Source organism: Ramlibacter sp. AN1133, assembly GCF_037890035.1.
Lineage (GTDB): Bacteria > Pseudomonadota > Gammaproteobacteria > Burkholderiales > Burkholderiaceae_C > Ramlibacter.
In genome coordinates this window covers 187,244-206,942 of the sequence record NZ_JBBKTQ010000004.1, presented here as the reverse complement: position 1 = coordinate 206,942, position 19,699 = coordinate 187,244, and the positions used below count along the sequence as shown (strand labels likewise).

Here is a 19,699-nt window from a genome sequence, read left to right as displayed (position 1 = left end):
TGTTCAAAGGGACGCCGCCGCGCGCGCCGCCTGGTCGTACATGCCCGAGAGCACGCGCAGCAGCCGCGCCAGCTCGCCGATGTCGCGGTTGAGGCCGTCGTCGGCGTTGAGCGCGTCGATCAGGCAGCTCTCGCGGATGTCGCGGTAGCGCTCCACGTATTTCTGCCCGCTCGCCGTCGCCGCGTAAGTCACTTCCTTGCCATTCTTCCTCGAAGCGACCACGCCCAGGCTCTGCAGCTTCTTGAGCGAATAGTTGATCAGGTGCGTGTCTTCCACGTTCATGATGAAGCAGATGTCGCCCAGGCGCTTGTCGCGGGCGCGGTGCGTCACGTGGTGCAGCACCAGCACGTCCAGGGGCGTCAGCTCCTTCAGCCCGGCCGCGCTCATGCAGTGCACGATCCAGCGGTTGAAGGCGTTGCCCGAGACGATCAGGCCGAATTCGAACTCGCTCATTTCCGCGCTGCGCGGGGACACGAGGTGTGCGGAAGAGACGATCGGTTTGCCCATCGGTGCTTTCGGGGTGGGGGGTGGCACGGTGGTAGGATTGTAGAACTCATCCGCATTTTGCCGACAATTTGTCGGCATCCACCTGACGATTTCGCAGCCGGTTCGCCCTTCCGCTTCCATGTCCGTCCCGCCTTCCCGTCCTGCCGGCCCGCTGCTGTCGGTGCGCTCCCTGTCGGTGGAGTTCGGCCCGCGCGAGTCGCCCCTGCGCGCCGTGGACGGTCTCGGCTTCGACCTGCATGCGGGCCGCACGCTGGCGATCGTGGGCGAGTCGGGCTCGGGCAAGTCGGTGACCTCGCAGGCCATCATGCGCCTGACCGACCACACGGGCGGCCGCATCGTCGATGGCCAGGTGCTGTTCGATTCGCCGGTGAGCGGCCTGCAGGACCTGTGCCAGGCGAGCGAGGAGCGCCTGCGCGCCATCCGCGGCAACGAGATCGCGATGATCTTCCAGGAGCCGATGACGTCGCTGAACCCCGTGTTCACCGTCGGCAACCAGATCGCCGAGGCGCTGGTGCTGCACCAGGGCATGGACCGCGCCCAGGCGCTGGCGCAGTCCCTGGAACTGCTGCGCAAGGTGCGGCTGCCCGACGCGCAGCGGCTGCTCGATGCCTATCCGCACACGCTCTCTGGCGGCATGCGCCAGCGCGCCATGATCGCCATGGCGCTGGCCTGCAAGCCGGCGCTGCTGATCGCCGACGAGCCGACGACGGCGCTGGACGTCACCATCCAGGCCCAGATCCTCAACATCATCCGCGAGCTGCAGCAGGAGCTGCACACCGCCGTCATGTTCATCACCCACGACATGGGCGTGGTGGCGCAGATGGCCGACGACGTGGTGGTGATGTGGCGCGGCCGCATGGTCGAACACGGCCCGGTGGAGCAGATCTTCCGCGCGCCGGTACATCCCTACACGCGCGCCCTGCTGGCCGCCGTGCCGCGCCTGGGCAGCCTGCGCGGCCGGCCGCTGCCGGTGCGCTCTCCGCTGGTGGTGCTGGAGGACGGCGAGCTGCGCGAGTCCGGCGTCGAACAGGTGCAGGACACGGTGGCCGCCGGCGCGCCGCTGCTGGCCGTGGACAAGCTCACCACCCGCTTCGACGTCGCCCACGACCTGCTGGGGCGCGTCACGCACCGCGTGCATGCGGTGGAGGAAGTGAGCTTCACCATCCAGCCCGGCGAGACGCTGGCGCTGGTGGGCGAATCCGGCAGCGGCAAGTCCACCGTCGGCAAGACGCTGCAGCAGCTGGTGCAGGCCACCGGCGGCAGCATCCGCTTCGAGGGCCGCGAACTGGGCGAGCTGCCCGCGGCCGAACGGCGGAAGCTCCGGCGCGAGATCCAGTACATCTTCCAGGACCCGTATGCATCGCTGGACCCACGCAAGACGGTGGGCTTCAGCATCGCCGAGCCGATCCGCACCCATCGCCTGCTCGATGATTCGAAGGCGATCCAGCGCCGCGTGGCCGAACTGCTGGAGCACGTGGGCCTGAAGCCCGAGCACATGCACCGTTATCCGCACGAGTTCTCCGGCGGCCAGCGCCAGCGCGTCTGCATCGCCCGCGCGCTCGCGAGCGAACCACGGCTGGTGATCGCCGATGAATCGGTCTCGGCGCTGGACGTCTCGGTGCAGGCGCAGATCATCGACCTCCTGATGGCCTTGCAGGCCGAGCGCCGCCTGTCCTACCTGTTCATCACCCACGACATGGCGGTGGTGGAGAAGATCAGCCACCGCGTGGCCGTGATGTACCTGGGCCAGATCGTCGAGATCGGCAGCCGGCAGGACATCTTCGAGCGGCCGCAGCACCCCTACACGCGCAAGCTGCTGGCCGCCGTGCCGGTGGCCGAGCCGGGCCACGCCATCGACGCCCGCCTCATCGAAGGCGAGGTGCCCAGCGCCCTGCGCCGCGCCGGCCACGGGCCGCAGATCCATCGCCTGGTCGAAGTGCGCCCCGGCCACTGCGTCGCCCAGGCCTGAACCGAACGCTTTCAACGGAGACATCATGATGAAGCTCAAAGCCCTCCTCGCCAGCGGCACGATCGCCCTGGCCTGCCTGGCCACCCCGGCCAGCCATGCCGCCGGCGCGCTGACGGTTGCCCTCCACCAGGACCCCGGCAACTGGGACCCCGTGGCCACCTTCCTCGTTTCCTGGGGCGCGGTCGGCAGCCAGATCTTCGACGGCCTGATCGTGCGCACGCCCGACATGAAGCTGGTGCCCGGCCTGGCCACCAAGTGGGAGTTCCTGGAGAAGAACACCAAGCTGCGCTTCACGCTGCGCCAGGGCGTCAAGTTCCACAACGGCGAGCCCTTCGACGCCGAGGCGGTGAAGTTCACCTTCGACCGCCTGCTGGGCGACGAGGGCAAGAAGGGGCCGCAGCAGTCCAACTACACCTCGATCGAGAAGGTGGTCGTGGTGAACCCGACCACCGTGGACTTCATCCTCAAGAGCCCCGACCCGGTGCTGCTCACCAAGCTGGCCGGCTACGGCGCGATGATCGTGCCGCCCAAGTACGTCAAGGAAAAGGGCAGCCAGTTCTTCGGCGCCAACCCGGTGGGCACCGGCCCCTTCAAGTTCGTCGAGTACAAGCCCAAGATCAGCCTGGCGCTGGAGAAGAATCCCAGCTACTGGGGCGGCGCGCCCAAGGTGGACTCGCTCACCTACCGCTTCATCGCCGAACCGGCCACGCAGGCCGCGGAACTGCAGGCCGGCCGCGTCGACGTGGCCAACCAGATCCCGCTGTCGATGATCGAGACGATCCGGAAGGATCCGAAGCTGGGCGTGGTCAGCATGGACGGCCCGGTGGCGCTGGCCCTGCGCTACAACACCAAGCGCGGGATCATGCAGAACCGCGACGTGCGCAAGGCGCTCACCATGGCCGTCGACCGCGACGCCATCATCAAGACCATCCTGCTGGGGCAGGCCAAGCCGATCGCCAGCTTCCAGGGCACCCTCTCCTTCGGCAACGACCCGGCGCTCAAGCCCCTGCCCTTCAACCCGGCGCAGGCACAGGCGCTGCTGAAGAAGGCCGGCGTGAAGCCCGGCACCGCGATCCAGCTCGATTTCCGCGGCCCGGACAGCAACTTCCGTGAAGTGGCGCAGGCGGTGGCCGGCTACCTGCAGGCGGTGGGCATCACCGTGACGCTGAAGCCCTACGAGACCAACGTGCTGCTGAACGACATCATCCCGAACGGCAAGACCGGCGAGATGTGGCAGAACCAGTGGGGCGGCTGGACCTTCGACTACGACAACACCGCCTACGCGATGTACTACACCAAGCAGCGCTGGAACCCGTTCGACGACGACGCCAAGCTGAACGCCCTGCTGCACCAGCAGCGCAACACCTGGGACCAGGCCGCGCGCAAGCAGACGCTGCAGGAGATCGCCCGCTACGTCGCCGACCAGGCGCTGGAGATGCCGCTGTACTCGCTCAACACCGTGTACGGCGTGAACAAGCGCGCGCACGACCTGGCATTGCCGGCCGACGGCCGCTTCCGCTTCGTCGACGCCCGCGTCGATTAGAAATGGTGCCCCCACGCTCCCCCACTGCGTGTGGGTCGCTGCCCGCCGAGGGGGCTGGCGCGCCTTGGGCCGGCCCGGCGGCGCGCCGCCCAGGAAGGGCATCGTGAGCGGGTTCGTCTTGAAGCGGGTACTGCAGGCGGTCTTCGTGCTGCTGGTGGTGACCCTGTTCGTGTCCTATGCGGTGCGGCTGACGGGCGACCCCGCCCTCATGCTGAGCCAGGGCGCGGGCAGCGTCACCGAGCAGGACCTGGCGAACATCCGCAAGGGCCTGGGCCTGGACCGGCCCTTCCTGGTGCAGTACGGCGAGTTCGTGCGCAACGGGCTGCACGGCGACCTGGGGAACAGCTTCATGGGCGGCACGCCGGTGTCGCGCCTGATCGGCGACGCGCTGCCCGCCACGCTGTCACTGGCGGCGCTGTCGCTGCTGCTGTCGGTGCTGGTCTCGGTGCCGCTCGGGATCCAGGCCGCGATCCGACAAGGCAAGGGCGTGGACCAGTTCATCCGCATCGTCTCGCTGGTGGGCCTGTCCTTTCCCAACTTCTGGCTGGCCATCATGCTGGTGCTGCTGCTGTCCATCACCTTCCCGCTGCTGCCGCCTTCGGGCTGGGACGGTCCGGCGAGCCTGGTCATGCCGGCGCTGACCATGGCCATCATCCTCTCGGCCACCAACGTGCGGCTGGTGCGCACCGCGATGCTGGAGACGCTGTCGGCGCAGTACATCATGGTGGCGCGGGCCAAGGGCCTGAGCGAGCGCGTCGTGCTGTACAAGCACGCGCTGCGCAATTGCGCGATTCCCCTCATCACCTACATCGGCCTGCAGTTCGGCAACCTGATCGGCGGCATCGTGGTGGTGGAGAAGGTCTTCAACTGGCCGGGCCTCGGGACCCTGGCCTTCGACGCGATCTCCGGGCGCGACTATCCGGTGCTGCAAGGCACCGTCACCGTGCTCTCGCTGATCATCGTGGTCGTCAACCTGCTGGTCGACATGGCCTACGGCCTGGTCGATCCGCGCATCCGCAGCAAATAGCATGCAGACAGTCGCCCCCGTCCTGGCCGCCGCGCCGCGGCGCGAGCAGCCCTGGCGCTCGCTGGAATTCGTCGTCGGCGGGCTGCTGACCGGGCTGATGGTGCTGCTGGTGCTGCTGTCGCCGCTGATCTTCCCCGATCGCGGCTCCGCCATGGACCTCGCTGCGCGCCTGAGCCCGCCGTTCGCCAACTGGTCGCACATCCTCGGCACCGACCCGCTGGGCCGCGACGTGCTGGCGCGCGTGCTGGTGGGCGGGCGCATCTCGCTGATGGTGGGCGTGCTGTCGGTGCTGGGCGCCTCGGTGCTCGGCATCGCGATCGGCCTGGTCGCCGGTTACTACCGCGGCTTCTGGGACATGCTGCTGATGCGCTGCGTCGACGTGCAGCTGGCCCTGCCCTTCATCCTGATCGCGCTCACCTTCATATCGATCCTGGGCGGCGGCCTGGGCAACATCATCCTGTTCATGATCCTGTCGCAGTGGGTGCAGTTCGCGCGCCTCGTGCGCGGCATGGTGCTCTCGGTGCGCGAGCGCGAATACGTGCTGGCCGCCCGCGCCTTCGGCGTGCGCGACCTGCCGATGGTGTGGCACCACGTGCTGCCCAACGTGATCGGGCCGGTCATCATCCTCATGACGCTCAACGTCGCCAACAACATCCTGCTGGAAAGCAGCCTGACCTTCCTCGGGCTCGGCGTCGACCCGCTGATCCCCAGCTGGGGCGGCATGCTGGCCGACGGCCGCACCTACCTGCAGACGGCGTGGTGGGTCAGCGTCTTCCCCGGCGTGGCGATCATGTTCACGGTGCTTGGGTTGAACCTGCTGGGCGACTGGCTGCGCGACCGCATCGACCCCACCGGCAAGACCCGATGAACGAAACGCTGCTGCTCGAGGCCACGATCCCGCGCACGCTGGATGCGTGGCTGGCCCGCTTCGAGGACGGCTCCTGGCGCGGCGCGCGCGTGGAAGGCTGGCTGTTCGAGGACGCCGCCGCCCGCCGCGCCGCGGAGCGCCGCCTGGCTGCCCACGGCGTGCAGGCCTCGTTCCGCAGTGCCTACAAGCCGCTGCTGCACTTCTTCCTGGAAGAAGTCGAGATGGCCGGACTGGTCGCCGTGACGGTGCGCTATCCGGTGCATGCGCAGGCCGCGCCGCAGCGCTTCCTGCTGGAGGCCTATCCGCTGGCGGGCCTGTGGCCGCAGTGCCGCTTCGAATTCGTTCCAGGTGGCGACGGGCTGGAGCATGAGGTGACGCTGCGCTGGCAGGATGGCCGCGAGCAGCAGGCCCGCGTCTTCGCGCCGAACCGCGTGCACACCGGCACCGCCGGCAGCGCGCTGCTGTCGCCCACCGGCTGGCTGCGCGTGCAGCGCGCGGATGGCAGCCTCGCCGGCGACGGTGCCGAGGCGACCGATTACGAGCAGGCTTTCGCCCGCATCGTGGAATGCGTGGAGCGCCATGACTGGCCGCGCGGCGAGCCCTTCTTCAAGCGGCTGGACCTGCGCGTGGAGCTGCCCGGCATCGCGCAGCGGCTGGCGCTGGGACACGAGACCGTGAGCAGCCACGAGGCCCTGCACGAGGACCTCTATTTCTCGCTGCTCGAGGTGTTCCAGCGCCGCTCCGGCCGCGCGCCGGGGGACCGCCGGCTGCAGCCCGGACAGATCGTGCCCGATGTGCGGGCGGGCACGGGCCCGCTGCGGCTGCGCGTCGCGCTGCGCGGCTTCGCGCCGGGCGCAGACGCCGCAACGCCGGACGACGATCGCATCCCGCTCGCCCAGCTGGCCCGCGCGCCGGCCGCCGCACGCATCGCACGCGAGATGGAGCGCCTCGGCGGCGAGCGCTTCACGGCCACCACCCGCCAGGGCCGCACGGTGCTGGGCCTGTACCGGCCCGGGCCCGCCGCACCGGTGCTGGTGAGCGGCGGCCAGCACGCCAACGAGACTTCCGGCATCGTCGGCGCCCTGCGCGCCGCCGAAGCGCTGCAGTCCGCCAGCGACGCGCACTTCGCCCTCATCGCGCTGGAGAACCCGGATGGCTACGCCCTGCGGCGCGAACTGGCGGCCTGGCATCCCGAGCACATGCTGCACGCGGCGCGCTACACGGCGCTGGGCGACGACCTCGAGTACCGCGAGCAGGCGCCCTGGTTCGAGCGCGAGGCGCGCCGGCAGGCGCTGGCGCTCTCGGGCGCGCAGTTGCACCTGAACCTGCACGGCTACCCGGCGCACGAATGGACGCGGCCGCTCTCAGGCTACCTGCCGCAGGGCTTCGAACTGTGGACGGTGCCCAAGGGCTTCTTCCTGATCCTGCGGCACCACCGCGGCTGGCAAGGCGAGGCCCGCGCGCTGCTGCAACAGGTGGGCGCGGCGCTGGCCGAAGTGCCGGGCCTCGCGGACTTCAACGCGCGCCAGCTCGCGCTGTACGAGCGCCACGCCGGCGGCCTGCCCTTCGAGCTGGTGCACGGCATGGCCTGCTCGGTGTCGGAAGTGGAACGGGCCGACAGCGCGCCGGTCACGCTGATCACCGAGTTCCCCGACGAGACCGTGCACGGGGAAGCGTTCCGCTTCGCCCACACGGTGCAAATGCAGGCGGTGCTGGCGGCGGCGCGGGCCTGGCAGCGGCTGGCGCGGCGGGCCTGGGCTGGACGGTAGGCTGGACGGCAGGCGGGGCGGGGGACGGTAGGCTGGTGGTGGAGCGAAAGCGAAACCCCAGCGATGCGCCTCAGCGCTGGGGTTCGGGCTGCGCCACTCACCGCCAGCCTACCGCCCCCCGCCAGCATGCCGCCCCCCGCCAGCATGCCGGCCCCCGCCAGCATGCCGCCACCCGCCAGCCTGCCGCCACCCGCCAGCCTCGCACCGCCGCCAGCACACAAGCTCACCGCACTCCCCGCTCCCTCCAGCGCCTAAACTCGGCCGTTCAAGAACAACGAGGGCGCGATGCGGAAATTCCTGGACTTCCTCTACGACGCCAGCGCCTGGCTGGCCGCGCTGGCGATGATCGGTGTGCTGCTGATGGTGCTGTTGTCCATCGTGAGCCGGCAGGTGGGCTTCCACGTGCCGGGCACCGATGCCTACGCGGGCTACTGCATGGCCGCGGCGGGCTTCCTCGCGCTGGCGCACACGCTCAAGCGCAACGAGCACATCCGCGTGACGCTGCTGCTCGGGCGCTTGCACGGCAAGGCGCGCCATGGCCTCGAGATGTGGGCGCTGTCCGCCGGCGTGCTGCTGGCCGGGCTGTTCGCGGTGTACGCCGTGCGGCTCGCCTGGAATTCGCGCGCCTTCAACGACATCTCCACCGGCAACGACGCGACGCCGCTGTGGATCCCGCAGCTGACGATGGCGGCCGGCACCGTGGTCCTGCTGGTCGCGCTCCTCGACGAATGGGTGCAGGAACTGCGGGGCCGGCGCCAGTCCGCCGGGAGCGAGGAGGCCCTGCACAATGAATGAAGTCGCGATCACCACCCTGCTGATCGTCACGCTGTTCCTGCTCCTGGGCAGCGGCGTGTGGATCGGCCTCACGCTGGGCGGCGTGGCCTGGATCGGCATGCAGCTGTTTTCCTCGCGGCCCGCCGGCGATGCCATGGCCGTCACGGTCTGGGGGTCGTCGTCCAGCTGGACCCTCACGGCCCTGCCCCTGTTCATCTGGATGGGCGAGATCCTGTTCCGCACCAAGCTGAGCGAAAGCATGTTCCGCGGGCTGGCGCCCTGGGTCGCGCGCCTGCCGGGGCGGCTGCTGCACACCAACGTCATCGGCTGCACGATCTTCGCGGCGGTGTCGGGATCGTCCGCCGCGACCTGCGCCACCATCGGCAAGATGACGCTGCCGGAACTGGACCGGCGCGGCTACCCCGAGGACATCACCATCGGTTCGCTGGCCGGCGCGGGCACGCTGGGCCTGCTGATCCCGCCATCGATCATCATGATCGTCTACGGCGTGACCGCGGACGTCTCGATCGCGCGCCTGTTCGTGGCCGGCATCCTTCCGGGCATCGTGCTGGCGAGCCTGTTCTCCGGCTACCTCGCCGTGTGGGCGACCTTGAACAAGGGCCGCATCCCGCCGCCGGACCGCGCCCTGAGCTTCGCGGAGAAGCTGTCGGAATCGCGCCACCTGATTCCCGTGGTGGTGCTGATCGCCGCGGTGCTCGGCTCGATCTACACCGGCCTCGCGACGGCCACCGAGGCGGCGGCGGTGGGCGTGGTGGGGTCGCTGGTCCTGTCCGGCTTCCAGCGCTCGCTGACCTGGGCCACGTTCCGCGATTCGCTGCTGGGCGCCACCCGCCTGTACTGCATGATCGCGCTGATCCTGGCCGGTGCGGCCTTCCTCACGCTGTCGATGGGCTACATCGGCTTGCCGCGCCACCTGGCGGAGTTCGTGGGCTCGCTGGGGCTCTCGCCCTTCCTGCTGATGGTCGCACTGGCGATCTTCTACGTCATCCTGGGCTGCTTCCTCGACGGCATCTCGATGGTGGTGCTGACCATGGGCGTGATCCTGCCGACCGTGCAGGCGGCGGGCTTCGACCTGGTGTGGTTCGGCGTCTTCGTCGTGGTCGTGGTGGAGATGGCGCAGATCACGCCGCCGGTGGGCTTCAACCTGTTCGTGCTGCAGGGCATGACGGGCAAGGAGATCACCTGGATCGCGCGGGTGACGATGCCCTTCTTCCTGCTGATGTGCGTGATGGTGCTGCTGCTGTGGTTCGTGCCGCAGCTGGCGACGTGGCTGCCGTCGAAGATGTGACGAGGTCCCGGCGCGGGGTCTCGTAGGCTGGCGGTGAGCGGCCGAAGGCGGCGAACCCCAGCGATGCGCGAAGCGCTGGGGTTCGCGCGCTTCGCGGCTCACCGCCAGCCTACAGAGCCACTTACGCGCCAGCCCGCAGCGCCAGCCACAAGCGCCGCCCGCTCAAGCCGCGACGTCGACGTCCAGCTCCTGCAGCCAGGCCGCCACCGCGCCGCCCACCACGTCGGCGCCCCGGCGCGTATCGCCGCCGACGCCCATCAGGTGGTCCATGCCGGCCACGATCTCCAGCCGTGCATCGGGCTTGCCCGCGTGCAGCCACTGCGCGTGCTCAACGCCCACCTGGGTGTCCGCGGAGCCGTGCACCAGCATCACCGGCATGTGCAACTCCGCCAGCACCGCCGGCGGGTCGTGGCGGAACCAGGAGATCAGGTAAGGCTGCACCGTCGGACGAAACAGCAGGAACAGCGCGTCCGGCACGTCGTCGACGGCCTGCTGCGCCTCCAGCGCGGCTAGCGCAGCGAAGGCCGGTTCGATGATGTCCTGCGGCAGGTGATCGGCCATCTGGCGTCGCATCAGCGCGGAGGCCCGGCTGCCCGCGCCCGCGATGGAGACCACCGCCTGCGCCTGCGCCTCGCGTGCCGCCAGCGCCGCGATCAAGGCACCCTCGCTGTGCCCGACCAGGGCGATGCGGCTGATGCGATCGTCCCCCGCCAGGCAGCCCGCCAGGGCCACGGCGTCGTCGACGAGGTGTTCGAACCGCAGCGCGTCCTCGCTCAGGCCCGGATACACGCTCGCGCCGACGCCGCGCTTGTCGTAGCGCAGCGAGGCGATGCCGCGGGCGGCCAGCGCATGGGCCAGCCGCTTGACGTTGTCGATGCGGGTGCCCAGCAGCGGGTTGTTGCCGTCGCGGTCGGTCGGGCCGGAGCCCGCGATCAGCAACGCGGCGGCCCATGGCGCGGGGCTGTCCGGCAGCGTCAGCGTGCCGGCCAGGTGGCCCCAGGCGGTGGGCAGGGCGAGCTCATGTTCGGGCATGGGGGCAATCTAGCAAAGTGCAAGCGGCCGCCGCGTCGGACAGCGCCCGCGCTTGGGGAAAGGCCGAATCGGGCGTGGCGCCGATGGCGGTAAGCTTCGCCTGCTCGAAAACTCATCCTTGCGGAGCGATTCATGAAATTCAAGTTCGCCCTTTCGCTGGCGGCCTTCGCGCTGGCCGGCCAGGTCGGCGCCCAGACGAAGTGGGACCTGCCAGCGGCCTACCCGGCCAGCAACTTCCACAGCGAGAACCTGGTGCAGTTCGCCAACGACGTGGACAAGGCCACCGGCGGCAAGCTCAAGATCACCGTGCATCCCAACGCCTCGCTGTTCAAGGCGCCCGAGATCAAGCGCGCGGTGCAGGGCGGGCAGGCGCAGATCGGCGAGATCCTGCTGGTGAACTTCCAGAACGAGTGGCAGATCTTCGGCGCCGACGGCATCCCCTTCCTCGCCGACAGCTACGACGCCGCCGCCAAGCTGTGGCGCGCGCAGAAGCCCCTGGTCGACAAGAAGCTCGGCGAGCAGGGAATGATGGTCCTCTACGCGGTCGCGTGGCCGCCGCAGGGCATCTACACGAAGAAGCCGATCGCCTCGGCGGCCGACATGAAGGGCCTGAAGTGGCGCGCCTACAGCCCCGCCACCGCGCGCATCGCCGAACTGGTGGGCGCGCAGCCGGTGACGGTGCAGGCCGCGGAACTGTCGCAGGCCATGGCCACCGGCGTGGTCGACTCGTACATGTCCTCGGGCTCCACGGGCTGGGACACCAAGACCTACGAGCACATCAAGAACTGGTACGACACGCAGGCCTGGCTGCCCAAGAACGCGGTGATCGTCAACCGCGCGGCCTTCAACGCGCTGGACAAGCCCACGCAGGACGCGCTGCTGAAGGCCGCCGCCGATGCCGAGAAGCGGGGCTGGGACAGCAGCCGCAAGACCAACACCGAGGTGCTGGAGAAGCTCAAGGCCAACGGCATGGCGATCCACACGCCCTCGCCGCAGCTGAAGGCCGACATGAAGAAGGTCGGCGACACGATGCTCAAGGAATGGCTGGAGAAGGCCGGTCCGGAGGGGCAGCAGCTGGTGGATGCCTATCGGAAGATGTAAGGCCTGGCGCGGCACCGGCTCGGCGAGGCGGCCCTGGAGGCCGCCTTTTCGTTGTCTCGACCGCCGCGTCGTGGTTGATTATCATCGGTCCGATGGAAGATTATCATCCACGCTGGCTGGAGCAGCGCCTGCAGGACGCCTTGGGGGACACCCCTGTCGTCCTCGTCAACGGCGCGCGCCAGACCGGCAAGAGCCGGATGACCGAGGTCCTCTCGGTGCGGCGCGGCGGCCGCTACTTCACGCTGGACGATCCCACGCTGCTCGCGGCCGCGCGCGGCGACCCTCTCAGCTTCATCCACGGCGCCGCGGATGCCCTGCTCGTGATCGACGAGGTGCAGAAGGCGCCGGCGCTGTTCGCGGCCATCAAGCGCAGCGTCGATCGCGAGCGGAGGCCCGGCCGGTTCCTGCTGACCGGCTCCGCCGATGTGCTCACGCTGCCGCAGGCCGCGGAATCGCTCGCGGGGCGGATGGAGATCCTCGCGCTGCAGCCGCTGGCGCGCGGCGAGATCGCGCATCGGGCACCGGCCTTCATCGAGCCCCTTTTCGCCAACCAGCCCGAGGCACTGCTTGCGCCCGGCACCACCACCGTGCCCCAGATGGTGACGACCGGCGGGTTTCCCGAGGTGCAGTTGCGGCCGGCCCCCGACAGGCAGCGCGCCTGGTTCGGCGCCTACGTCACGGCGGTCACCGAGCGCGACATCCGCGACCGCTCCAACATCGCCGACGCGACGGCACTGCCGCGCCTGCTGCAGCTGGTCGCCGCGCGCAGCGGCGCACTCACGAACGTCGCCGAGCTCGCACGCGCTTCCGGCGTGCCGCAGGCCACGCTGCACCGGTACCTGGCGCTGCTGGAAAGCAGCTTCCTGTTCCAGCCCTTGCCCGCATGGCACGCCAACCTCGGCAAGCGGCTGATCAAGGCGCCCAAGGCCTACCTGGTCGACAGCGGCCTGGCCTGCGCGCTGACCGGCGCCAGCGATGCGGCCACCGTGCAGGCAGCGCCGCACTTCGGCGGATTGCTGGAAACATGGGTCCTCGGTGAGCTGCGGCGGGAAGCGGCGGCCCTGCCGAGCCCGCCGCGCCTCTACCACTACCGCAGCGCCGGCGGCGTGGAAGTGGACTTCGTGATCGAGGACGCCGCCGGCCGCGTCGCCGCGGTCGAAGTGAAAGCCACCCGCAGCCTGGGCGACCGGCACCTGAACGGACTGCGCGACCTCGAAACGGCCCTGGGCAAGCGCTTCGCTTGCGGCGTGGTCCTCTACGCGGGGCAGGACAAGGTGCGGTTCGGCGACAAGCTCTGGGCGGTGCCGATCGGGCCCTGACGGCAGGAACAAGGCGACCTCAGCGCGCCCCCGCCACCCCGCAGACGATCCCGCCCGCATCGTTGCCCTGCACCGCCCGCAGGTTCTTCGCCTGCCCCACTTCCATGTCGCGCGGCAGCGCCACGCCGTTCTTCACCGCCAGCACTTCCGCCATGATGCTCACGGCGATCTCCGCCGGGGTCTTGCTGCCGATGAACACGCCGATGGGGCCGCGCAGTCGCTGCAGGTCCGCCGCGGTGAGGCCGAAGTGCTCCATCAGGCGCGCATGCCGCGCCTCGTTGTTGCGCCGGCTGCCGATCGCGCCCACGTAGAAGGCCTCGGTGCGCAGCGCTTCCATCAGCGCCAGGTCGTCGAGCTTCGGGTCGTGCGTCAGCGCGATCACGCTGCTGCGGCGGTCCGGCTTGAAGGCCTGCACCTCGTCGTCGGGCATGTCGCTCACCACCCGCGCGCCCGGCACGCTCCACGAACCGCGGTACTCCTCGCGCGGGTCGCACACCGTCACCGCGAAGCCGCTGAACAGCGCCATGGTCGCAAGATATTCGGTGATCTGGCCCGCGCCGATCAGCAGCATGCGGTATTCGGGGCCGAAGGTGTTCACCAGCAGGCCGTCCGCGATGCGCAGTTCCTCGGGCGCGTCCGCATTGGCCAGCGTGACCTTGCCATCGGACAGGCGCACGGTGCGCCGTACCAGCCGGCCCGCCTCGAGCGAGCGCACGAGTTCCTCGATGGGCGCGAGCTCCGGGTCGTATTCCAGCAGCAGTTCCAGCGTGCCGCCGCAGGGCAGGCCGAAGCGGTGCGCCTCGTCGGCCGTCACGCCGTACTTGACGAAGGACGGCGGCCCCGAGGGGATCTGGTGGCCCGGCTCCTTGCCGGAGTAGGCCTGCGTGTGGCGGTAGATCAGGTCGTCCTCGATGCAGCCGCCGGAGACGGAACCGACCACCGCGCCGTCCTCGGCGAGCGCCATGATGGAGCCGACCGGCCGGGGCGAGGAACCCCAGGTGCGCACCACCGTGGCCAGCAGCGCGCGCTTGCCGGCGGCGCGCCAGTCGCGCAGCGTGCGCAGCACCATCACGTCGAGGTTTTCCATGGCGTCTCCTTGAGGCTCGTCCTCAGAAGGCGTAGACCGCGCTCACCCCCAGCAGCCAGCTCCGGCCCGGTGCCGGCTCGAAGAAGCGCGAATTGCCTTCGTTGACGATCACCGATCCGATATAGCCGCGGTCGGCGATGTTGTCCACCCGCACGAATTCACGCACGGTCCAGCGCTGGATATTTTGCGCCAGCGCAAGCCTCAAGTTCCACAGGGTCGCCGAGGAGGCGAAGTCGGTGTTGCGGTCGTCCACGGCGATGCGGCCGATGTAGCGCACTTCCAGCCCCGCCTCCAGGCCCCACGGCTTGTGCCGGTAGACCAGTTCGGCGAAGGCGCTGGCGCGCGGGATGCCGGGGATGCGGTTGCCGGCCGGCACGGGCACGGCGGGGTTGGCGGCCGTGGGGCAAGGCGCGCCCGGACACGTCTGGAAGGCCGTGCGGTAGCTCGCGTCCAGCAGGGTCCAGGCCGCATAGGTGGACCAGGCGTCCGACAAGGTGCCGGCCAGCGCGGTCTCCAGCCCGCGGCGGCGCGTGTTGCTGGCGTTCTGGAAGGTGCTGCGGCCGCCCTGGTTGGTCAGCACCACGATCTCGTCGCGCGTGCTGGCCTGGAACAGCGCCGCGTTGACGCGCCAGTTGCGCACCGGCTCGGCCTTCACTCCGAGTTCGTAGTGCCGGCTGTACGCGGGCCTGAGACCGAAGTTCAGGCCGGTCTGCCCGTTGGGGCGGTAGGAGACCTCGTTGAAGGTCGGCGTCTCGAAGCCGCGGCCCACCGAACCGTAGACATTCAGGTTGTCGCTCACGTGGTACACGAGGCCCGCCATCGGCGTGGTGGCCGAGTACTTGGCGGCGCCGCTGTCGTCGCCGTTGGCGCCGACAATGAAGTGGTCCTCCGAGCGGAAGCGCACGGTGGAATGGCGCAGGCCCGCTGTCAGGCCGAAGCGCTCGCTTTCCCAGTTGGCCTGCGCGTACTGGTCGAAGCTGCGCACCCGGTTGTCCTCGTCGCGGCGCAATGCGCCCTTCACGCCCAGCGTGGTGGGGCTGGTGAAGTTCAGGAAGCCCTGGCGATGCTCCCTCAGCTGGTCCGCATAGAGGCCCGCCGTGACCGTGAGCGGATTGCCGGCCAGGCGCGACTTGTAGATCCACTGCCCGTCGACGCCCATGTAGTCGCGATCGAGGTCGATCACACCGCCGGGGTGCGTGATGGGCGCCTGCGTGCCGACCGGGATGGCCTGGAACTGCTCGGTGCTGCGCTGGCCGCGCCAGGTGGTGAGCTTCAGGCCGTTGGCCGGATTGAGCTGGTGCTCGATGATCGCGCCCAGCTGCTGCTGCTCGACCGACTTGCGCGTGTTGAACTGCAGCGCCACGGGGCTCGCCTGCCGCGGGTCGCGTTGGAACTCCGCGCGCGTGAGGCCCAGCGGGTCCTGCACGTCGGGCATGTCCACCGCATTGGCGATCAGCGTGACGCGGGTGTCCGCCGAGCCCTTCCACCGCACCTTGCCGTTGAGGCCCTCCCGCTTGGCGGCACTGTGGTCGCGAAAGCCGTCGGTCTCGAAGTGCGAGGCGCCGACGTTCCAGTTCCACGTGCCGTTGTCGCCCGCGAAGCGCGCGTTCACGCGCCGGATGCCGTCGCTGCCGACCACGGCGCCGCCCTCGGCCTGCATGCCCGGTGCGCCGTCGGCGGTGAACAGGCTGATCACGCCGCCGGAGGAATTGCCGTAGAGCGCGGAGAAGGGGCCGCGCAGCACCTCGATGCGGTCCGCGGAGGACAGGTCGAAGTGCGAGACCTGGCCCTGGCCGTCCGGGGCCGTGGCGGGGATGCCGTCGGAGTACAGGCGCAGCCCGCGCACGCCGAAGGTGGAGCGGGCGCCGAAGCCGCGCACCGAGATCTGCAGGTCCTGCGCGTAGTTCTGCCGGTTCAGCGCGATCACGCCGGGCACGCGCACGAGGCTCTCGGAGATGTTCACCTGCAACTGCGAGTTGCGGATGGTGGCGCCGTCGACGACGTCGATCGAGGCGGCCGTGTCGAAGGCCTGCTGCGCGACGCCGGGCGTGGCCGTGACCACGACGGGGCGCAGGGTGCGCTCGGGCTGCTGCGCGGGCGGCGGGGTCGCCGGAGTCTGCGCGTGGGCCTGCAGCGCGGCGCACGCGGCCGCTGCCAGGAGGGTCTTCTTCATTGTGTCTCCCCGGGGGTTGCCGGGATTCTGCAGGGGTGGGCGCGCCGAATCAATGCGGGTTGGCGAGAACGCAGGCGGGGGTGACGCACGCCAGCGCCGGAAACCCCGGCGCTTCGCGCATCGCTGGGGTTCCGGCGCTGGCGCGCGTCACCGCCAGCCTACTTCTGGAGCGTCGCGAGGAAGACGATCACCTCCTGGATCTGCGCGTCGCTGTAGGTCGCGCCCCAGGTGGGCATGCCGGCGTCCTGGCGGCCGTTCTTGATCGTGGTCAGGGCGGTCTCCTTCCAGCTGTCCTTGTAGCGGCGCTGCAGCTTGCGCAGGTCGCGCTCGGACACGGGGCTGGCGCCGTCGGTGCCGTGGCAGTGCGAGCAAACGTTGTTGAACAGCGTGCGGCCGGGAATGATGCCCTCGGTGGCCGCCGAGGCGGCCGGCGCGTTGGTGCGCGCGACCCACTTCGACGACACGCCCAGCCCCGCGGCCAGGTTCGCCGTGCGCGTGTCCGGCGCCACGCTGCGCGCCGACAGGGGCAGCGCCTTGCCGCGCGGGAAGCCGTACTTGCGCGCCAGTTCCTCGATCTGCGGCTGCAGCTCGCCCAGTGCCTTGTCGATGCGCGCGGCCAGTTCGTCCTGGCCCTTGCGCACGCCCACCGCGACCTGCCCGCCGAGGCCTTCGCCGCTCACCGGCGTCACCTGCCAGCGGCTGCCGTGCCGGCGCACGTTCTCGTAGCCCGCGTTGGGCCCCCAGAGGATCGCCGCGTCGACCTCGCCCTTCTCCAGCGCGGCCAGCGCCTCCTCGTGCTCGCGGAAGCTGGTGGTCGTATAGCCGTCGCGGCTGGCCAGCAGGATGTGCGGCGGCGAGCCGTGCAGCACGCCGATGCGCTTGCCCTGCAGGTCCGCGAGGCCGGAGACCTTCAGCCCCTGGGGCGCGACGATCGCGTAGCTCAGGTCGAGGAAGGGCCGGGTCTTGAGCAGCCCGCGCACGCGGTAATCCGCGTTGGCCGGCAGCGCGAAATACGCGTCGCAGCCATCCTGCAGGATGGTGTTGCGCAGCGCCTTGCGCTGGTTGTACGAGAGCCACCAGACGAACTCCGGCGACTCGCCCAGCTTCTGGCTCACGAGCCGGGCGAGCTCCACGTACAGGCCCTTCTCCGGACCTTCGGACTTGCTGAAAGGCAGGTTGTCGGGATCGGCGCAGATGCGCAGGGGACCGGCCTGGGCCCCGGTCGCGCCCAGGGCGGCGCAGGCCGCGAGGGTGCAGAGGACCCTTCGCGCGATACGGCGAATGCTCATGGCGAACTCCAGCGAAAAGGTGGGCGTCAGTTGAGGCTGAACACGAACAGCGTGCCGCCTTCGGGGCTCGCGGCCACCATCTTCTCGCCCAGCGGGCCGAAGAAGGCGGGGATCGACAGCGTGCGGCCGGAAACCACGGCCACGTACTGCTTGCCATCGAGCGTGTAGGTCATGGGCGCGGCGGTGATGCCGGAGCCGGTGTTGAACTTCCACAGCTCCTTGCCGGTCTTCGTGTCGAGTGCCTTGAACCAGCCGCGCAGGTCGCCGTGGAAGGCGAGGCCGCCGGCCGTGGACAGCATGCCGCCGCTGTAGAACAGGTCGTCCTTGTTGAACCACACGGTCTGCTGCTTGACCGGGTCCCAGGCCTTCACGCCGCCCATGTGGCCGCCCTGCCCCTGCTTGGCGAGGTCGAAGTTCACGCCCAGGTAGAACTGGCCGCGCTTGTAGTCCTGCTGGATGCCTTCCATGTCCATGCACAGGTTGATCGTCGGGATGTAGACGAGGCCCGTCTTCTGGTCATAGGACATCGGCATCCAGTTCTTGGCGCCGATCAGGTTCGGGCACACGTCCGAGGCCTTGCGCTTCATGCCGGGGCGCTTGACATTGCCGGGGGCCTCGATCGGCATGCCGGTCTTCATGTCGACGCCGGTCGCCCAGTTCACGCCGTCCACGAACTGCTTGGCCGACAGCAGCTTGCCGTTGGCGCGATCGAGCACGTAGAAGAAGCCGTTGCGGTTGGCCTGCATGATCACGGGCACCTTGCGGCCGTCGAACGGCAGGTCGGCGAACACCAGTTCGTTGACGCCGTCGTAGTCCCACGCGTCGTGCGGGGTGAACTGGTAGTGCCACTGGATCTGGCCGTTGTCGGGGTTGAGCGCCAGCACCGAAGCCGAATAGAGGTTGGTGTACGGCCCGATCTCCGAGCTGTCGTTGCCGCGCACGACGGCGGACCAGGGCGAGGGGTTGCTGGTGCCGTAGTAGACGAGGTTGAGCTTGGGGTCGTAGGAGCCGATGTGCCAGGCGACGGCGCCGCCGTACTTGCCGGAGTCGCCCTTCCAGGTCTCGCTGCCCTTCTCGCCGGCAGCGGGCACGGTGTGCGTGCGCCACAGTTCCTTGCCGGTGGCCGGGTCGAGGCCGACGAGCGCGCCGCGGGCGCCGTATTCGCCGCCGCCGAAACCGGTGATCACCACGTTCTTCGCCACGGTGGGCGGCGAGGTGATGACGGAGCCCTGGGTGTAGTCGACGACCTTGGTATCCCACAGTTCCTTGCCGGTCTTGGCGTCGAGCGCCACCACGTGGCCGTCGAGGCGGCCCACCAGCAGCTTGCCGTCGTGGTAGGCCGGGCCGCGGTTGTTGACGTCGCAGCAGGCGAACTGGTCGATGCCCTTGGGCACGTCGGGCGAGTACTGCCAGCGGATCTCGCCGGTCTTGGCATTCACCGCGAACACGTTCTTCGGCCCGAACGAGGAAGTGACGAACAGCGTGTCGCCGACCAGGATGGGCGTGGACTCCTGCGAGCGCAGGGTGCCGAGCTGCAGCGCCCAGGCCACCTTCAGGTTCTTCACGTTCGAGGTGTTGACCTGGGTGGAATTCGAAAAGCGTGTGTTGCCGGTGTCGCCACCGTAGACGGGCCAGTTCTGGGCGTGGGCGCTGCAGGCTGCGCCGAGCGCGAGCGCGAAGGCCGCGGAGCGGAAGTCGGGTTTCATCGGGGGTGTCTCCTGGGTGTCACTCGGGGAAGCGAGGACCGAAGTGTTGGAGACAGGCCCCGGGTAGCTCTTCAGGGTTACACCCTAGGGCGTCGTTTCATTCTCGATTTGAGACACGGCGGGCAGTTGCGTCTCAAATTAAGACACCTGTAGGGAAGCAGCAGGAAACAAAAGCGGACAGCCGGACGCAGAGGACGCGAAGGGTACGCAGAGGACGCAAAAAAGA

15 protein-coding genes are annotated in these 19,699 nt (G+C 69.5%); 9 read left to right on the top strand and 6 right to left on the bottom strand.

Annotated features, from left to right (window positions below; all coding sequences use genetic code 11):
- Positions 1-3: 3 nt before the first annotated feature.
- Positions 4-507 (bottom strand): winged helix DNA-binding protein, encoded by a 504-nt coding sequence (locus WG923_RS07220; RefSeq protein WP_340350272.1) that lies wholly within the window; start codon positions 505-507, stop codon positions 4-6.
- A gap of 118 nt (positions 508-625) precedes the next feature.
- Here WG923_RS07220 and WG923_RS07215 point away from each other — a divergent pair, with 118 nt between their 5' ends.
- The 7 genes from WG923_RS07215 to WG923_RS07185 all read left to right on the top strand — a co-directional run bounded on the left by WG923_RS07215 (position 626) and on the right by WG923_RS07185 (position 9,766).
- Positions 626-2,476: an ABC transporter ATP-binding protein gene (locus WG923_RS07215; RefSeq protein WP_340350271.1), complete on the top strand. Its 1,851-nt coding sequence runs from the start codon at positions 626-628 to the stop codon at positions 2,474-2,476.
- A 25-nt stretch (positions 2,477-2,501) separates the two neighbouring features.
- A complete protein-coding gene (locus tag WG923_RS07210) occupies positions 2,502-4,019 on the top strand; it encodes an ABC transporter substrate-binding protein (RefSeq protein ID WP_340350270.1) in 1,518 nt (505 codons plus the stop codon).
- A 103-nt stretch (positions 4,020-4,122) separates the two neighbouring features.
- The gene (locus WG923_RS07205) at positions 4,123-5,046 is read left to right on the top strand and encodes an ABC transporter permease (RefSeq protein WP_340350269.1); all 924 of its coding nucleotides are present in this window, start codon (positions 4,123-4,125) and stop codon (positions 5,044-5,046) included.
- A gap of 1 nt (position 5,047) precedes the next feature.
- Positions 5,048-5,914, top strand: a complete 867-nt coding sequence (locus tag WG923_RS07200; protein ID WP_340350268.1) for an ABC transporter permease — start codon at positions 5,048-5,050, stop codon at positions 5,912-5,914.
- The gene (locus WG923_RS07195; RefSeq protein ID WP_340350267.1) at positions 5,911-7,683 is read left to right on the top strand and encodes a peptidase M14; all 1,773 of its coding nucleotides are present in this window, start codon (positions 5,911-5,913) and stop codon (positions 7,681-7,683) included. The genes WG923_RS07200 and WG923_RS07195 overlap by 4 nt, the downstream gene beginning before the upstream one ends.
- 285 nt (positions 7,684-7,968) lie before the next feature.
- The gene (locus WG923_RS07190; protein ID WP_340350266.1) at positions 7,969-8,478 is read left to right on the top strand and encodes a TRAP transporter small permease; all 510 of its coding nucleotides are present in this window, start codon (positions 7,969-7,971) and stop codon (positions 8,476-8,478) included.
- A complete protein-coding gene (locus WG923_RS07185; RefSeq protein ID WP_340350265.1) occupies positions 8,471-9,766 on the top strand; it encodes a TRAP transporter large permease in 1,296 nt (431 codons plus the stop codon). Before WG923_RS07190 ends, WG923_RS07185 begins: the two co-directional genes overlap by 8 nt.
- A 162-nt stretch (positions 9,767-9,928) precedes the next feature.
- Here WG923_RS07185 and WG923_RS07180 read toward each other — a convergent pair whose 3' ends face one another.
- Entirely contained in the window at positions 9,929-10,798 is an 870-nt protein-coding gene (locus WG923_RS07180; RefSeq protein ID WP_340350264.1) for an alpha/beta hydrolase, read from the bottom strand.
- 132 nt (positions 10,799-10,930) lie between these two features.
- On the opposite strand from WG923_RS07180, the gene WG923_RS07175 reads away from it, so the two are divergent.
- Together WG923_RS07175 and WG923_RS07170 are read left to right on the top strand one after the other, a co-directional pair.
- Positions 10,931-11,899, top strand: coding sequence for a TRAP transporter substrate-binding protein (locus WG923_RS07175; protein ID WP_340350263.1), 969 nt, complete (start codon positions 10,931-10,933; stop codon positions 11,897-11,899).
- A 92-nt stretch (positions 11,900-11,991) separates the two neighbouring features.
- On the top strand, positions 11,992-13,218 hold the full coding sequence (locus WG923_RS07170; protein WP_340350262.1) for an ATP-binding protein: 1,227 nt from the start codon (positions 11,992-11,994) through the stop codon (positions 13,216-13,218).
- Positions 13,219-13,237: 19 nt separating this feature from the next.
- On the opposite strand, the gene WG923_RS07165 is transcribed toward WG923_RS07170, so the two are convergent.
- The 4 genes from WG923_RS07165 to WG923_RS07150 form a co-directional block, all read right to left on the bottom strand.
- Entirely contained in the window at positions 13,238-14,305 is a 1,068-nt protein-coding gene (locus tag WG923_RS07165; RefSeq protein WP_340350261.1) for an XdhC family protein, read from the bottom strand.
- 22 nt (positions 14,306-14,327) lie between these two features.
- Positions 14,328-16,478, bottom strand: a complete 2,151-nt coding sequence (locus tag WG923_RS07160) for a TonB-dependent receptor family protein (protein ID WP_340350260.1) — start codon at positions 16,476-16,478, stop codon at positions 14,328-14,330.
- A gap of 158 nt (positions 16,479-16,636) precedes the next feature.
- Complete coding sequence (locus WG923_RS07155) at positions 16,637-17,767, bottom strand: c-type cytochrome (protein ID WP_340350259.1); 1,131 nt, start codon at positions 17,765-17,767, stop codon at positions 16,637-16,639.
- A gap of 26 nt (positions 17,768-17,793) precedes the next feature.
- Positions 17,794-19,473 carry a pyrroloquinoline quinone-dependent dehydrogenase gene (locus WG923_RS07150; protein WP_340350258.1) on the bottom strand — a complete coding sequence of 560 codons (1,680 nt, stop codon included), beginning with the start codon at positions 19,471-19,473 and terminating at the stop codon, positions 17,794-17,796.
- Positions 19,474-19,699: the final 226 nt, after the last annotated feature.

Coding starts and splice junctions, on each gene's coding strand:
- WG923_RS07220 (WP_340350272.1), bottom strand. CDS start 507: ATGGGCAAACCGATCGTCTCTTCCGCACACCTCGTGTCCCCGCGCAGC.
- WG923_RS07215 (WP_340350271.1), top strand. CDS start 626: ATGTCCGTCCCGCCTTCCCGTCCTGCCGGCCCGCTGCTGTCGGTGCGC.
- WG923_RS07210 (WP_340350270.1), top strand. CDS start 2,502: ATGATGAAGCTCAAAGCCCTCCTCGCCAGCGGCACGATCGCCCTGGCC.
- WG923_RS07200 (WP_340350268.1), top strand. CDS start 5,048: ATGCAGACAGTCGCCCCCGTCCTGGCCGCCGCGCCGCGGCGCGAGCAG.
- WG923_RS07195 (WP_340350267.1), top strand. CDS start 5,911: ATGAACGAAACGCTGCTGCTCGAGGCCACGATCCCGCGCACGCTGGAT.
- WG923_RS07190 (WP_340350266.1), top strand. CDS start 7,969: ATGCGGAAATTCCTGGACTTCCTCTACGACGCCAGCGCCTGGCTGGCC.
- WG923_RS07185 (WP_340350265.1), top strand. CDS start 8,471: ATGAATGAAGTCGCGATCACCACCCTGCTGATCGTCACGCTGTTCCTG.
- WG923_RS07180 (WP_340350264.1), bottom strand. CDS start 10,798: ATGCCCGAACATGAGCTCGCCCTGCCCACCGCCTGGGGCCACCTGGCC.
- WG923_RS07175 (WP_340350263.1), top strand. CDS start 10,931: ATGAAATTCAAGTTCGCCCTTTCGCTGGCGGCCTTCGCGCTGGCCGGC.
- WG923_RS07170 (WP_340350262.1), top strand. CDS start 11,992: ATGGAAGATTATCATCCACGCTGGCTGGAGCAGCGCCTGCAGGACGCC.
- WG923_RS07165 (WP_340350261.1), bottom strand. CDS start 14,305: ATGGAAAACCTCGACGTGATGGTGCTGCGCACGCTGCGCGACTGGCGC.
- WG923_RS07160 (WP_340350260.1), bottom strand. CDS start 16,478: ATGAAGAAGACCCTCCTGGCAGCGGCCGCGTGCGCCGCGCTGCAGGCC.
- WG923_RS07155 (WP_340350259.1), bottom strand. CDS start 17,767: ATGAGCATTCGCCGTATCGCGCGAAGGGTCCTCTGCACCCTCGCGGCC.
- WG923_RS07150 (WP_340350258.1), bottom strand. CDS start 19,473: ATGAAACCCGACTTCCGCTCCGCGGCCTTCGCGCTCGCGCTCGGCGCA.